12 protein-coding genes are annotated in these 13,803 nt (G+C 66.1%); 3 read left to right on the plus strand and 9 right to left on the minus strand.

The window, feature by feature from the left end:
* The first annotated feature begins 109 nt into the window (after positions 1-109).
* A complete protein-coding gene (locus tag NVV90_RS01090; RefSeq protein WP_258439357.1) occupies positions 110-1,573 on the plus strand; it encodes a YdiU family protein in 1,464 nt (487 codons plus the stop codon).
* Between the two features lie 77 nt (positions 1,574-1,650).
* On the opposite strand, the gene NVV90_RS01095 is transcribed toward NVV90_RS01090, so the two are convergent.
* Complete coding sequence (locus NVV90_RS01095) at positions 1,651-1,860, minus strand: dodecin (protein WP_258439358.1); 210 nt, start codon at positions 1,858-1,860, stop codon at positions 1,651-1,653.
* Positions 1,861-2,048: 188 nt separating this feature from the next.
* Here NVV90_RS01095 and NVV90_RS01100 point away from each other — a divergent pair, with 188 nt between their 5' ends.
* Positions 2,049-2,477 (plus strand): universal stress protein, encoded by a 429-nt coding sequence (locus NVV90_RS01100; protein ID WP_258439360.1) that lies wholly within the window; start codon positions 2,049-2,051, stop codon positions 2,475-2,477.
* An 82-nt stretch (positions 2,478-2,559) separates the two neighbouring features.
* Here the strand turns inward: NVV90_RS01100 and NVV90_RS01105 are convergent, their stop codons facing one another.
* The 6 genes from NVV90_RS01105 to NVV90_RS01130 are packed head-to-tail and all read right to left on the minus strand — an operon-like array spanning position 2,560 to position 10,571.
* Complete coding sequence (locus NVV90_RS01105; RefSeq protein ID WP_258439361.1) at positions 2,560-4,236, minus strand: thiamine pyrophosphate-binding protein; 1,677 nt, start codon at positions 4,234-4,236, stop codon at positions 2,560-2,562.
* Positions 4,233-5,018, minus strand: coding sequence for a cyclase family protein (locus NVV90_RS01110; RefSeq protein WP_258439362.1), 786 nt, complete (start codon positions 5,016-5,018; stop codon positions 4,233-4,235). The genes NVV90_RS01105 and NVV90_RS01110 overlap by 4 nt, the downstream gene beginning before the upstream one ends.
* Before the next feature lie 7 nt (positions 5,019-5,025).
* Positions 5,026-6,657 carry an NAD(P)/FAD-dependent oxidoreductase gene (locus tag NVV90_RS01115; RefSeq protein ID WP_258439363.1) on the minus strand — a complete coding sequence of 544 codons (1,632 nt, stop codon included), beginning with the start codon at positions 6,655-6,657 and terminating at the stop codon, positions 5,026-5,028.
* 21 nt (positions 6,658-6,678) lie between these two features.
* A complete protein-coding gene (locus NVV90_RS01120) occupies positions 6,679-8,460 on the minus strand; it encodes a flavin reductase (protein ID WP_258439364.1) in 1,782 nt (593 codons plus the stop codon).
* 26 nt (positions 8,461-8,486) lie between these two features.
* Complete coding sequence (locus tag NVV90_RS01125) at positions 8,487-9,728, minus strand: styrene monooxygenase/indole monooxygenase family protein (RefSeq protein WP_258439365.1); 1,242 nt, start codon at positions 9,726-9,728, stop codon at positions 8,487-8,489.
* A gap of 57 nt (positions 9,729-9,785) precedes the next feature.
* On the minus strand, positions 9,786-10,571 hold the full coding sequence (locus tag NVV90_RS01130; RefSeq protein ID WP_258439366.1) for an SDR family oxidoreductase: 786 nt from the start codon (positions 10,569-10,571) through the stop codon (positions 9,786-9,788).
* A gap of 550 nt (positions 10,572-11,121) precedes the next feature.
* Between NVV90_RS01130 and NVV90_RS01135 the strand changes: the two genes are divergently transcribed.
* Positions 11,122-12,090 carry an AraC family transcriptional regulator gene (locus NVV90_RS01135; RefSeq protein WP_258439367.1) on the plus strand — a complete coding sequence of 323 codons (969 nt, stop codon included), beginning with the start codon at positions 11,122-11,124 and terminating at the stop codon, positions 12,088-12,090.
* A gap of 85 nt (positions 12,091-12,175) precedes the next feature.
* Here NVV90_RS01135 and NVV90_RS01140 read toward each other — a convergent pair whose 3' ends face one another.
* Positions 12,176-12,877 carry a FadR/GntR family transcriptional regulator gene (locus NVV90_RS01140; protein WP_258439368.1) on the minus strand — a complete coding sequence of 234 codons (702 nt, stop codon included), beginning with the start codon at positions 12,875-12,877 and terminating at the stop codon, positions 12,176-12,178.
* Positions 12,878-12,955: 78 nt separating this feature from the next.
* A complete protein-coding gene (locus NVV90_RS01145; RefSeq protein ID WP_258439369.1) occupies positions 12,956-13,762 on the minus strand; it encodes an alpha/beta fold hydrolase in 807 nt (268 codons plus the stop codon).
* Positions 13,763-13,803 lie beyond the last annotated feature (41 nt).

The raw sequence follows: 13,803 nt of genomic DNA on the forward strand, positions 1-13,803 counted from the left end.
GCTGGTTCCTTTGGCTTGGGCTGTTGTTCTGAGCCTATGCAGTTTTCGGCCCGGAGTCAGCAGTTCGGCGCGATCCTGCTCTCCCAGGGGGCGCCGGTATCCTTGAAGGATGAGTGACACTGCCGCCTCAACCGTCACCTTCGGTGGCCGCTTCGCCCGCGAATTTGCGGAGATGGCCATTCCTTGGCGGGCGGAGAAGGCACCCGAGCCTCGTCTGCTGGTGCTCAACGCGCCGCTGGCCGCCGAGCTGGGCCTCGACCCCGATTTCCTCCGCAGCCCGGCGGGCCTGCTCCTGCTCACCGGCAATGATTTCCCGGAGGAAGCCACCCCGGTGGCCCAGGCCTACGCCGGCCACCAGTTCGGCTGGTATTCGCCCCGCCTCGGCGACGGACGCGCCCTCCTGCTCGGGGAACTCACCCACGTGGACGGCCGGCCCCGCGACCTCCACCTCAAGGGTTCGGGGCGCACGCCGTTCGCCCGGAACGGCGACGGCCTCGCCGTCGTCGGGCCCATGCTCCGCGAGTACATCGTGAGTGAGGCGATGCACGCCTTGGGCATCCCCACCACGCGGTCCCTGGCCGTCGTGGGAACGGGCCGCGCCGTGCAGCGCGAGACGCTGCTCCCGGGAGCCGTGCTGGCCCGGGTCGCCAGCAGCCACCTGCGCGTGGGCAGCTTCCAGTACGCCCGCGCCACCGGCGACGTCGAGCTCCTGCGACGCCTTGCCGATTACGCCATCGCTTGCCACCATCCGGGAGCCGCGGACGCCGGGAATCCTTACCTTGCCTTGTTCCAGGCGGTGATTGCGGCCCAGGCGTCGCTGCTGGCCCGGTGGATGCTGGTGGGCTTCGTCCACGGGGTCATGAACACGGACAACATGACCATCTCGGGCGAGACCATCGATTACGGGCCGTGCGCCTTCATGGAGGGGTTCGACCCCGCCGCCGTCTACAGCTCGATCGACGAATCCGGACGCTACGCCTACCGCAACCAGCCGGTGGTGGCGGAGTGGAACCTCGCCCGGCTCGCCGAGGCCCTGCTGCCCCTGCTCCACGACGACGAGGAGCAGGGCGTTGCGCTCGCGGTCGAATCACTCGAAGGCTTCCGCCGGCAGTACAGCGCGGCATGGTCGGCGGGGATGCGGACCAAGATTGGCCTGAGCCAAGACGCTGACGACGGCGTGGCCTCGCCTCTGGTGGACGAGCTGCTGGCGCTCCTCCAGGAAGGCCGCGTCGACTACACCGGGTTCTTCCGGAACCTCGGAAAGGCCGCCCGCGGCCTGTCCGGGCCCGCACGGGGCATGGTCCTGGATCTGGCGGCCTTCGATGCCTGGCTTGGGCGCTGGCGCGCGGCAGACCCCGACGCCGGCCTGATGGACCGGGTCAACCCCGCCTACATACCCCGGAACCACCTCGTGGAAGAGGCCCTCGCCGCCGCCACCGCCGGCGATCTCGATCCGCTCCACGAGCTCCTGGACGCGGTGGCCCGGCCCTTCGAGGAGCGCCCCGGCCTGGAGCGATATGCCGCCGCAGCCCCGGAAGACTTCGGTGCCTACCGGACCTTCTGCGGAACCTAGACTGTGCAGGCAGGCTTAAGCGCTGATGGCCGCGCCCCTTCCGGGGCGCGGCCATCAGCGGTTAATCAGGAGTCCGGTCAGCGTTCCAATCGGAAGCCAAGTTTGATGGTGACCTGCCAATCGGCCACGGCGCCGTCGGCCAGATGGCCGCGGATTTCCTTGACTTCGAACCAGTCAAGGTTCCGCAGGGTCTGTGCGGCTGCGGCTATTCCGTTCTTGATGGCGGCGTCCACCCCCTCGGACGAGGTGCCTACAATCTCGGAAACGCTATATGTGTGGTCAGCCATGGTGCTCCTCATCATCGTCTCTGATCTTTGGACTGCGGGCTCGCGCGGCAGGCCGTGAATGCAGACTAGCCCACAGATGGCTGGGCGACCAGAGGCGTGTTCCTTCGCAAACACCGGATCCTGAACGATGATGATGGAGTGCAGATCCATTGCAGCAGTACCAGCGAACATCACCCCCAGGAGAACTCATGACTGAATTGATCGTTGTCGGCGTTGACAGCAGCGAGACGGCAATGCGGGCAGCCGTGGCAGCAGCGAAGCTGGCCACTGCCCTGAAAGCCGAGCTGCACGTGGTCAGCGGCTTTGATAGTGACCGCATCGAAGAATTCGGAAGCGGCAGCGACCGCATTGTCGTTTCCGCGGCCGACTCCGCAGAAGCGGTGGCCCGCCAGGTGTCGGAGGAACTGACCGTGGAGGGCGGCAGCATCAAGTACTTCGCTGCCCGGGGCACTCCGGCCAACGCGCTGATCAGCCACGCCGAGGCAAACCAGGCCCAGCTGATCGTGGTTGGAAACAAGCGCATGAAGGGCCTTGGGCGCGTCCTCGGCAGCATCGCCAACAGCGTGGCGCACGGGGCTCCATGCGACGTGTACATCGTGAACACGGACGTCGACTAAGCTCGCCCAAGTAGCTCGCAATAGTGGTTGTTCTGAGCGCTCAGAACAACCACTATTGCTACTCAGTTGGGCCTCCCGGCACCTAGTGGCCCTGGAACGCCTCAGCCAGCCACCACGATCCGCCGTCTGAGGCGATCTTCGCGTCGATGACGATGGGCCGCTCCTGCGTGCCGGCACGGTACGCGTCAACCCAGGAGCGCACGGCGTCCAGGTCGGCGATGGTCCGGACGGTCACCCCTTCGGCTCCGTAGCCCCGGGCGATCGCGGCAAGGTCCGTCTCCGGGAACACCACGCTGCCAAGGTCCGCCCCTGAGTGGTGTTCCGCGAAGTGGTGGACCTCTGCCCCGTAGGCGGCGTCGTTGTAGACGATGCACACGAGGGGCAGTTTGAGCCGGACGGCGGTCTCGAGTTCGCTGATGCCCATGAGGAAGCCCCCGTCGCCCGCGCCCAGGACGGGCAGACGGTTTGGTTGCGCCAGCGCGGCGCCGATGGCCGTGGACAGGCCCAGCCCGATGGCCTGGAAGGCCTGCGTGAAGCAGAAGCCGAACTCGTCCGGCACGGCCAGGTACTGGCTGGGATAGCCCATGAAGTTGCCCGAATCCACGGCCAGGATCCGCTCGGCCGGCAGTATCGTATCGAGTTCGCGGCTGAGCACGCGCGGATCGATGGACGCCGCCGTGGACAGGTCCGGCGTTTCGACGTCCCGCCACCGCGATCCCTGCTTGATGGCCAGGGCGTTGGCCTCCGTGCGGTACTTCTCGGCGGGCTCGGTTTGGACGGCGCGCAGCGCCTGGAGCGCGTCGGCGGCGGTGAGCGCGGAATCGCCCAGGACGCCCAGGGTGATCGGCCGGTTGGCGCCCAGGGAGGCGTCTTCGACGTCGATCTGCACCACCTTGGTGCCGGGCGAAATGAGCCGCCCGTGCCGCATGGTCCACATGTTCAGCGTGCATCCCCAGCCGACGATCAGGTCCGCGCCGCTGATGAACTCCGCCGTCAGGGGCGAGGAAAAGCCGCCGGAAATGCCCAGGTTGTGCAGGTCGCCGTTGAACAGCCCGCTCGCCACGGCCGACGTCGCCACCAGCGCGCCGGCATGCCGGGCCAGCGCCAGGATTTCGTCCCGCGCACCCCGCCCGCCGCGCCCGGCGACGAACACGGGACGTTCCGCCGCGGAAATCAGCGCCACGAGCCGCTCCACCGCGGCGGCGTCCGGGCGGAGCTTCGCCGGAACAGGCACGACGACGGCCCCCGCCTCGTCTGCTGCGGTGCCGCTTTGGACGTCCAGGGGCAGGCTGAGGACCACGGTCCGGCGTTCGTTGACGGCTGTCCTGAACGCCCTCACGGTGTCAGCGACGGCCGTTTCAGGGGTGTGGATCCGTTCGGCCACGGCCCCGACGCTGCGGGCCAGGGCGTCCTGGTCGATCTTGAAGTTGGACCTGGTCGCGGCGGCCTGCGTGTCGGCCGTCAGCACGATCAGCGGGGTGCGGCTCTTGGCCGCCTCGCCGATGCCCGTGATGGCGTTGCTGAGCCCGCAGCCCTGGTGCGTGGTCACGACGCCGACCTTGCCGGACATCCTGGAGTAGGCGTCGGCCATGGTGGCGGCCCCGCCCTCGTGCCGGGCCGCGGTGTACGGGATGCCTTCCTGGACCAGGGTGCTGGTGACGTCGAAGTTGCCGCTGCCCACCACCCCGAAGACATGCCCGACGCCGAGCTTCGCCAGCGTCCTGCCGACGAGCGTGGAAACCCGGATCTGCCCGCTCATGCGCGCTCCACCTTTTCCACCAGGGCGTACACGCGGCTGGGGCTGCCCGTTCCGCCCACGATCGGCAATGGTGCCACCACCAGGGTGGCGCCGACAAACGGGAGGCGGTCCACGTTCCGCAGGGAGGTTACGCCGTACTTGTCCGCCCCCAGCAGGAACGAGTGGACGGGGAACATGGGATCGAGGGTGCCGGCCTGCCCGGCGTCGATGCCCACGGTTTCCACACCGAAGCCACTGATGGACGCGTTTCCGGCAAGCCACTTGGCACCTGCCGCGGAGACGCCGGGAGTGTGGGGTCCGGCGTCGTCGGCGTTGACGAAAGCCGCGGCGTCGGCGCCCCGGGCCGCCCATCCGGTCCGGAACACCACCCAGCAGTTCTCCGGGAACGGGCCGTGCTCCTCCTGCCACTGCTCAAAGTGCTCCGGTTCGAGGAGGAAATCCGGATCCGAAGAGGCCTCGGCGGTCTTGTCGATCACCGCGACCGGGCCCACCAGGCGGTGGGGTTCGATCTGGTCCACCGACTTCCCGTCCTTGCCCGTGATCCAGTGGACCGGCGCGTCCAGATGCGTGCCGGCGTGTTCACCCACCGTGACGTCGTTCCACGCCCAGGCGGGACCGGCGTCGTCGAAATTGCTTACCGGCGAGACGGACAGGCCCACCGTGTTCGCGAACGGCTGCGGCAGGTTCAGGATGGGGGTTTCGGAGCTGAGCGGCGTGGTGAGGTCGATGATCTCCACCGAGCCATTCGAAAGGGCTGCTGTGAGCCCGGCCAGAACAGACATTGTTCTCCTATCGCTTGCTTGGTTTCAGTGCTGCTTGGATGCGGGAAAGCCGTGAGGGGCGTGTGGTCAGTTTTTGGGCCGCCAAGTGGCCGGAACCTCCTGAGAGACCCGGGCCAGGGTGGGTGGAAGCGCCGATGTGCCAGAGTCCCTTGAGCGCCGTCTGGTGGCGGGCCGCCTCCGGGAACGGCCGCCAGAGGAGGTTCTGGAAGAGCTCGGCTGAGCCGCCATAGGGGTCGCCGTTGACTGCATTGGGATTCCCGGCGGCCAGGTCGGTGGGCGCGATGATGTCCCAGGCCAGGACGGTTGCCCGTGTGCCCGGGGCGAACTGTTCCAGCCTGTCAAGGACGCGCTCCGTGTACCTCTCCTTCAGCTCTTCGGTCCAGCCTGCCTCAACATCGAGCTCACCCGCAGCATCGCCGACCGGCGAAAACGGCACTTCCTGCAATTGCAGCCACAGCGTGGCCTTGCCTTCAGGCGCCCGCGACGGATCCAGGACGCATTGCTGGCCCACCACCACCGTCGGCTCGTCCGGGAGGAGCCCGGCTTCGGCCTGGGCGCAGGCAATTCCGGTGCTGTCCGAACCGTTGCTGATGTGCACCAGCGGAACGGTGTTGAGCCTGGGATCGAGCCACTCAACAGCTTTGTCCAGGGCCAGGTGGATCTGCATGGCTCCGCGGCCGTTCTGGTAGCGGGCTGCCGCACTGGCCGCCGCGGCCGGGGCATCGCGGAGCAGCCGGGTGTACAGCGCCTGCGGCGAGACGTTCGCGAGCACTGTGCGCGCTGAGACCACGCCGTGCGAAGTCCGCACTCCGGTCACCGTCTTGCCCGAAACGAGGATTTCCTCCACCTCCGTGCCCAGCAAGATCCGGACCCCGTTGTCCCGGAGCAGCGACTCGAACGCCGCCACGAACCGGGAGGCGCCGCCCTTCACCACCGGGAGGCCGAAGCCGTGCATGGTCATGGCCATCACGGGCAGCATCACTCCGCCCGTGGCCTGGTCAGGGCCGAGGCCCGCGTGCAGGAGCCACGGCGACCAGAGCTGGTCCGCTTCCCACCCGTCGAAGCGGCTCCGGACGTAGTTGCGGCCGCTCATCACGGAGTCCCTGACAAAAGCTTCGGTCCCGGACAGCCGGCCTCGTCGAACAGCCCCGAAGGCGATCTTCGCAACCTCCCTGAAAGACCGCAGTTCCGCACCGAAGGCCCCGAAGATGGTCCCGGCGTTGCGGCCGAGGTCATCAAGCATTGCCAGGTAGGCCTCCTGGTCGCCCGGTTCCTTGAAGGCCGCGGCAGTCTCTCCCGGATCACGATCGGCAATGGCCACACGGTGCGCTCCCGTCACCGGGTCGGCGGCGACGCTCGCGGTCACGGGGCCAGGGGTGTTGCAGTACTCCAGGCCCCTGGCATGCAGCTCCGTCCCCAGCACGCCGTACGCGCCACCGGAGACGAAGAGCGGGTGCCAGGACGAGAACGTGTCGTGGGTGAAGCCCGGAAGCGTCCGCTCTGAGGAATGGATGAAACCTCCCAGCCGCTCCGATCGCTCGATGAGGCACACGCGCTTCCCCGCCAGGGCAAGTTCCGCCGCCGCAACCAGGGAGTTGATTCCTGATCCGATGACCGCCACGTCAATGGAATCGTCCATAACCGCTCCTTTCAGAAGTGCCTAGAAATCGGGGTGGCTGGCTGTCGCGTGGTACTTGCCGCTGTGGAACACGAGGGGAGCGCCGCCGTCGTTGTTGTATTTCTCCACTTCGCCGACGTAGATGACGTGATCGCCGGCGTCGTGGCGCGATACCGTGCGGCACTGGAACGTCGCCACGGCGCCGTTCAACAGCGGGACACCGGCGATGCCGTCCGTGGTTTCGGCTCCGGCGAACTTGTCCGCGGCGGGAGTGGCGAACTGGCGGGACAGGACGTGCTGGTCGCTGGCGAGGATGTTGATGGCAAAGTGCGTGGCATCCTCGAAATCTGCCAGGCTGGGCGTCCGCTTGCTGGGGCACCACAGCACCAGTGGCGGTTCCATGGAGACCGACGTGAAGGAGTTCGCGGTCAGGCCCACCTTCCGGCCATCGGCTGCAACGGTGGTGACCACGGTGACGCCGGTGGCGAACTGCCCCAGGGCACTCCGGAAATCGCGCAGGTCGAAGGCTGCAGAATCCTCTTCCTTGCGTGCCTGCATGAAGTCGACGGCGGCGGTCGGATCGAACCACCACGGGTACGACGTCCGGGGATCGTCGAAGCCGCCCACAATGCTGGCAGCCAGCGCGGGATGCTCGGCGGCCTCGCTCAGCAGCGTCACCTGGTGGTCCCGCCGTGGCTTGAGCATGTCGTTGGTCCACGCCACGGCCCACTGGCCCCAGCCGCGCCAGAATTCATCGAACGTCCGCTCCATCCACTCCCGGTCGAACGGTTGCTGGCCGCGGCGGAGGATCGAATCGAGGTAATACTTGGCGGCGAGGGTCGCGTTGTTCGAGCCCTGCCCGGTCAGGGGATCGTTGAGGACCACGGCGTCGCCCAGGCCGAACACCAGCCTGCCATTGCCGAGCTCCCCGACGGCGGACCTCACCGTGGGCGTGATGCGTCCCAGGAGCGTGGCGCCGCTGTCCGTCAGCGTTGCTCCCGCGAAGTTTTCTGCCTCGTGAGGGAAATGCTCGCGCAGGATCTCCAAGGAGCGCTCGAGCTGCTCTTCGGGGGTCCCGACGTCGGTCCAACGGTCCATGGGGCCGCCCACCACGCCCTCGAACACCATCATGCGGCACGGACCGGAGACGGTCAGCCCGGGGAAGGTGAAGAACTCGCCGACGCCGGGAGCCATGGACATGCGGATGGCGTCGCCTTGCTGCTGTGCTCCAGTGCCGTCCTGGGAGGTACCGTCCGAGCCGGCGGCGGCACCGCCGTCGAGCGTGACGTAGTTGAGCGCCAGCACCCGCTGCGGTCGGTCGAAGGGCGACTTCGCCTTGTCCCGCGGGAAGATCTGGCCGATCTCGCCCTTGCCCGTGCTGACGATGACCAGCTCGTAGTCGCGGGCGAGTTCTTCGAGCATGCGCGGAGTGACTTTTTCGATGCGGAAGTCTCCGCCGTTGGAGACGAACGTCTCGATCCACAGGGCACTCTTGATCCGCTGGTCGATGGAGCGGGCGGGTCCGTCCAAGGGGGCTTCCCACTCAAACGTTTCGACCGAGTCGCCGGCGCCTCCGACCCGGACCCGGATCCCGTTGATGTCCGGCACCGATCCGGCCTCGTAGAGTCCCATGAGCGTCGTGCCCAATTGCGCCTCGGCGTCGAGGGCGGTGGCGAACATGCACTGGCTGGACATGACCTTGCCGGTGCGGATCTGGGCTGCCGAGCGATCGGAGAGCAGCGTGACCGCGTAGCCTTCCCGCTGCAGGCCCAAGGCCAGCTGGGCGCCGGATTCGCCAGCCCCGATGATTGCAATCTTTCGCATTTCAGTTCCTTTATGGCAGGGGAGTGCTACGAAACCTTGGCGCTGCTGAGGCTCGCCAGGTAGTCGGCCGCTTTGTCCGGGTACATGAACCAGTCCTGGAATTCCGGCGGGTGGTTGAAGCCGTTGGCGAAGCGGTGCGCGATTTCCGGGGCCTCGCTGGCCGCGCCCAGAAGCTGCAGGACGTGCGGGGGAGGCGGGGCCAGCAGGGCGTTCGTCCAGTGGGCAACGTGTTGGGCGTAGTCCCAGTAGCGCTCGAACGTGGCCTGCATGAAGCGTGCATCGAAGGCTCCGCCGCCGTGCTGCACGATGCTGTCCAGGTACGAGGCCGCGCACTTGCTGGCGTTGTTGGAACCCTGCCCGGTGATCGGATCGTTCAGGACCACGACGTCGGCCAGCCCCAGTACCTGCCGGCCGCTCGGGAGCGTGGCAATAGGGTGGCGGACGGTGGGTGCGAACCGGCCCTGAAGGACACCGTTGGGGTCCGTCAGTTCGACGTCGGTGGCACGTTCGGCTTCCCACGGCAGGAACGTCTTCAGGATGTTCTTGGACGCCTCCAGGTGCTCTTCGGGCGAAAGGCCCTTCCAGTTGTCCATGGGCCCGCCCGGCACGCCTTCGAAGACCATGATTTCGCAGGGGCCGGTGGTGGTGAGCGCCGGGAAGACGAAGTATTCGCCCACGCCGGGGATCAGGTTGAATGAGACGGCCGAGTACTCCTCGCGCGGCTTCAAGCCCTTCACATAGGTCAACGCAAGGGCGCGCTGCGGCGCATCGTAGCTGCTGCGCTCGGCGTCGCGGGTGAAGAGCTGGGCGATTTCGCCCTTGCCTGCTGCCACGATCACCAGGTCCGAATCCTGCGTGTATTTCTCCAGTTCGGCCACTCCGGCGTCTTCGAAGATCAGCTCCCCGCCGCGTTCCACGAAGGCCTCCATGAACCGCGGAAACTTTACGCGCTGGTCGATGGACTTTGCGTGGTTGTCCAGTCGGGAGGCCCAACTGATGGCCTTTTCGCCCGGGAGCTCTGGATGCGGAATGGTGAACGAGATGCCGTCCACGGTTGGAGCGTCTGGCCAGAAATCCAGTCCCAGCGCCCTCTCGTGCTCCAGGGCATTGTGGAAGATGCACTGGCTGGACGAAACCTTGCCGCCGTGGATTTCCTCCGCTGTGCGGTTGGAGATCGTGGTGACGTGGTATCCGGCGTCCAGCAGGCCGATGCCGAGCTGGAGTCCGGACTGGCCGGCTCCGACGATGGTGATGTGGCGTTGCGTCATGTGTTGCCCCTTGTCTCTGATGGAAGTTGTGCTGAAGGTAGCTGCAGAACCTTGGTGTTAGGTGGCGAGAAGCGGAATGGTTTCTTCGGCGCGTTCCGGACCCAAGGCGGAATATCCGCCGTCGACGGCCCAATCTGCTCCGGTAACGAAGCTCGCCTGGTCGCTGGCGAGGAAGGCGACCACGTCACCCACCTCCTTGGGGCGACCGACCCGCTTGAGTGCATGGAAGGGTGCCGCAACGGCGTCCGTCTTCTCGATGCTCCCGTTCGTGAGGGAGTCCATGATGTTGCTCCACACCCAACCAGGGCTGACCGAGTTCACCCGGATGCCATCTGCGGCGAAATCAACAGCCATGCTGCGGGTGATCTGGACAAGGGCTGCCTTGCTGGCCGGGTAGAGCCAGCGACCGGTTTGGGCGACCGAGCTGGAGATCGAAGTGAAGTTGATGATGGCGCCGTGTCCCGAGACTTTGAGGTAGGGGCGAGCTGCGTTGCTTGCCACTACTGCGCTCACGAGGTTGACGTTGAGCGCTTCGAGCCAGTCGGCTCGGCCGGAAGCCGCGCCGTCGTCCTTGTACGTGCAGGCAAGGTTTACCAGGATGTCCAGTCCACCGTGAGTGGCTACGGTCTGGCTAACGAGCGCGTTCACAGCGGCATCATCCGTGATGTCTGTGTGGGAGTAGTGGATTCCTTCGCCCAGCCCGGCGGTGACCGATCCGCCGTCGGGGTCTATATCCGCAACCACCACCGTGGCCCCGGCGTCCCGTAGCGCCCTGACGACGCCCTGGCCCACCTTGGTGGCTCCGCCGGTGACGATGGCCGTCCTGCCTTCGAGTGCTGACATGGTCAAACCCTTTCAATTGCGGATTGTGCTATTACGAAAATCTGACGTGCGTCATTTTTGTCCTAAGAGCGACTCTAGACAGCCGCCGTAGTCCGGAATATCCACTTGGCGCGAGGATCATCCGATAAGCGAAGACTCAGCCACTTCTTCGTGCCAGCCCACCCATGGTGCTGAGGTGAGTCGGATGTAGCTCGCATCCATCTCCATCTCCCGGGCCGCGAGTCCTCGCTGGCGCACATCGAGTAGTTGAAAGAAGAACAGGAATATTGAGATCATTGGATTTCCTCTCCGGGTGAGTCACGCAGGCAGTGGCGCTTCACTTGCTTGGCCGCGGGGCTGGTTTCGGATGGTTCCGGTCCCATTCGACCCGACGGTCATGCACGAGCTTGATGTTCTTCACTGGTCCTCACCCCGCTTTCTGCACTGTTATGGTGATGTGAGCCGCGTCATACTTGTCCTAAGAGCGACTCTAGGCGGCCGCTGAAATCCGGAATATCCACGTAGCGCGAGGATCATCCGAAAAGCGCAAAACTGTGGAGTGGGTGCCCAAATGGTGAAGATTCTTCCCCGTGACGTCCTGCGGGGGCAGCCAACAATGGCCACAACTGACGTGGACGAGGCACATGCCAAGATCGCCGAGTTGTTCTGCAGCCATGAGCTCGCGCCGCGGACCCGGACGTCGTCTGTGGATATGAAGCTGCGTTCCCTGCATCGGGGCGACGTCGGGATCGAGTTCCTGGACTACGGTGCGGATGTCCGCATCGAGCCCGAGGGCCTGCAGGATTTCCATCTGGTGCAGATTCCCCTGGCCGGGCACGCGTCCATGCAGGTGGGTTCAAGCGTGGTGGAATCGGGTCCGAGAACGGCCACCGTTCCACCCATCGACCGGCCGTTCTCGATGAGTTGGGATACCGGAAGCCCGCACTTGATCGTCTACGTGCGCCGTCCCGCGCTGGTGCGCGTCGCCGAACAACTGTACGGCGAAAGCCCTGTTGAGCTGGGCTATGGCATGGACCTGTCGGGTGGCGCCGGCCGCGCGTTCCTGAGGTCCGTCGTCGAACTTCATGACGACATGATCAGCCAGCCGCAGTCCGCCGCCCCGGCGTTTGTGCAGGGGTTGTTGGCGGACAGCATGGTGTCGCGATTGCTGATGGCGATGGAGGCACCTGCCGCCGGGAGCCCGGACGCGGAGTCCGAGAGCCGTCTTGTCAGGGAGTGCCGCGAGCTGCTGGAACGGCATGCAACGGAGGAACTCACCGTGCCGGACATCGCCGAGTGTCTGAGGGTGTCGGTCCGGACCCTGCAAACCGCGCTACGGGCGGAAGCCGGTGCCACGCCGTCGGAGTTGCTGCGAAGCATCCGGCTCGACCGTGCCCGGGAGATACTGCTCGAAGCCAACCCGCGCGAGCAAACCGTCACGACCATTGCGGAACTTTGTGGCTTCACGCACCAGGGGCGTTTCTCTGCGCTGTATCTGAAGACTTTCGGCGAGCTCCCGTCGGAGAGCCTGCGCCGGTAGCCCAACTAAGCCGCTAGCCCAACTAGGTAGCAGCAAGTGTCGTTTTCAGCGTTCAGAACGACACTTGCTGCTACCTAGTTGGGGGCTAAGCCTCCAGCACGTACGTCTTCAGGTCGTCCAGGGTCTGCTGCATGTGCGCGTCCATCGCGAGCCGGGCCTCGTTGGGATTGCGTGACGCCAGGGCGGCGGCGATGTTCCGGTGATGGCCGATTGCGTGCTCCTGGATTTCCGCGAAGGCCGAGGTCTCCGTGCGGCGGGCCTCCAGGACCCGGTGCAGCGGCTCGAAGAGCACTGCCACGAACACGTTGCCGGAGGCGTGGAGGATGACGTCGTGGAAGGCGAGATCCGCTTCCACGAAGCCCGCGACGTCGTTGACTTCGTGGGCGGCCTGCATCTTTTCCACGTGCTCTTTGAGGGTTATGACTTCGTCGTCGGAGATGCGTTCCGCGGCGAGTTCGCAGGCGCCGGTTTCGAGCATGCGGCGGAGTTCGATGAGCTGGATGGCGGCCGCGGCGTCCTTGGTTCCTTCGGAGGCTGCGCGAAGGACGGCTTCCAGCGACGCCCACTGGTTGAGCGGGTTGACGAAGGTGCCGCGGCCCCGTTCCACGCTGAGGATCCGCTGCGCCTCCAGGGTCTTCATGGCCTCGCGCACGGTCATGCGGCTTACCTCGTGTTTGGCGCTGAGCTCAAGCTCGCCCGGGACTACGGTTCCCGGCGGAAACTCACCCGCGATGATCCGGTCCAGCAGCTCATCAGCCACGACGCCGACCAGCGACTTGCGTGCCATGTATCCCCATTTCTCGTACTTCAGACCGTCCGGCGCCCCGCGGATTTTTCCCCCGGGACGGGATGGTTGTCAGACATCTTACGCTGGCGGTGGCCAGCTCGTTTTCCAAAATTCATTCAGCGTCGCGGCACACGCTTCCGGCTGCTCCCAGTGGACGCTGTGGCCTGCGTCGGGAATGGCCTTCAACTGCCGCGTCGGACTGGCAGCCACGAACGCGGTCATCTGATCGATGGACCGCACGCGGTCCCCGGTTCCCGCCAGCACCAGCAGTGGCGCGTGGACGCGCCCGGGCACCGAAGGTTCGACGCCGGTCATGCCCGCCACGCCGCTGGGGCCAAGAACCGAAAACGGGACGTCGAACCCTTTGCTGAGCCGCTCCGTGTCCTCGTCGGACAGCGGCCCAAACCAGGCCTTCATGCATTTCGCCCTGGTCCCGGCGTCGATGAAGCCCTGCTCCAACTGGGACAGCAGCATGGTCCTGAAGCCCTCGTTCGGCGGCGACGGAACCATGCCCACCAAGGTCACCGTGGCCACGGACCCAGGGTGGTCTGCCGCCAGTGTCAGCGCGACGCTGCCGCCCAAGGAGTGGCCCACCACATGCACCGGACCTTCAGCCCGGGTCTGAACTGCGGCGGCCACCGAAGCGGCAGCCGAGTCCAGCGTCCACTCGAAGTCCTTGGGCAGTTCCTCACCTGGGTGGTAGCCCGGTAGCTCGAGAATCCAGACTGGACGGCCGGCGTCGAGCAGCTTCCCGGCGAGCCGTTCCCAGTAGGCGGAACCGGAAGCCCAGCCGTGGATCAGGACTGCAGGGACTTGCTCGTCGGCGGAAACCGCCGCGGGCGCCCGAACGTCCACAAACGGAAGCAAAACCGCGCTGTTGGCCATGCGTACAGCCTAGTGAGCAGCGCCACCTTGCGCGGTGAAGA

Origin of the sequence: Arthrobacter sp. CJ23 (genome assembly GCF_024741795.1) — a bacterium.
GTDB lineage: Bacteria > Actinomycetota > Actinomycetes > Actinomycetales > Micrococcaceae > Arthrobacter.

Coding starts and splice junctions, on each gene's coding strand:
- NVV90_RS01130 (WP_258439366.1), bottom strand. CDS start 10,571: ATGTCAGCACTCGAAGGCAGGACGGCCATCGTCACCGGCGGAGCCACC.
- NVV90_RS01095 (WP_258439358.1), bottom strand. CDS start 1,860: ATGGCTGACCACACATATAGCGTTTCCGAGATTGTAGGCACCTCGTCC.
- NVV90_RS01090 (WP_258439357.1), top strand. CDS start 110: ATGAGTGACACTGCCGCCTCAACCGTCACCTTCGGTGGCCGCTTCGCC.
- NVV90_RS01145 (WP_258439369.1), bottom strand. CDS start 13,762: ATGGCCAACAGCGCGGTTTTGCTTCCGTTTGTGGACGTTCGGGCGCCC.
- NVV90_RS01120 (WP_258439364.1), bottom strand. CDS start 8,460: ATGCGAAAGATTGCAATCATCGGGGCTGGCGAATCCGGCGCCCAGCTG.
- NVV90_RS01125 (WP_258439365.1), bottom strand. CDS start 9,728: ATGACGCAACGCCACATCACCATCGTCGGAGCCGGCCAGTCCGGACTC.
- NVV90_RS01110 (WP_258439362.1), bottom strand. CDS start 5,018: ATGTCTGTTCTGGCCGGGCTCACAGCAGCCCTTTCGAATGGCTCGGTG.
- NVV90_RS01135 (WP_258439367.1), top strand. CDS start 11,122: ATGGTGAAGATTCTTCCCCGTGACGTCCTGCGGGGGCAGCCAACAATG.
- NVV90_RS01105 (WP_258439361.1), bottom strand. CDS start 4,236: ATGAGCGGGCAGATCCGGGTTTCCACGCTCGTCGGCAGGACGCTGGCG.
- NVV90_RS01100 (WP_258439360.1), top strand. CDS start 2,049: ATGACTGAATTGATCGTTGTCGGCGTTGACAGCAGCGAGACGGCAATG.
- NVV90_RS01140 (WP_258439368.1), bottom strand. CDS start 12,877: ATGGCACGCAAGTCGCTGGTCGGCGTCGTGGCTGATGAGCTGCTGGAC.
- NVV90_RS01115 (WP_258439363.1), bottom strand. CDS start 6,657: ATGGACGATTCCATTGACGTGGCGGTCATCGGATCAGGAATCAACTCC.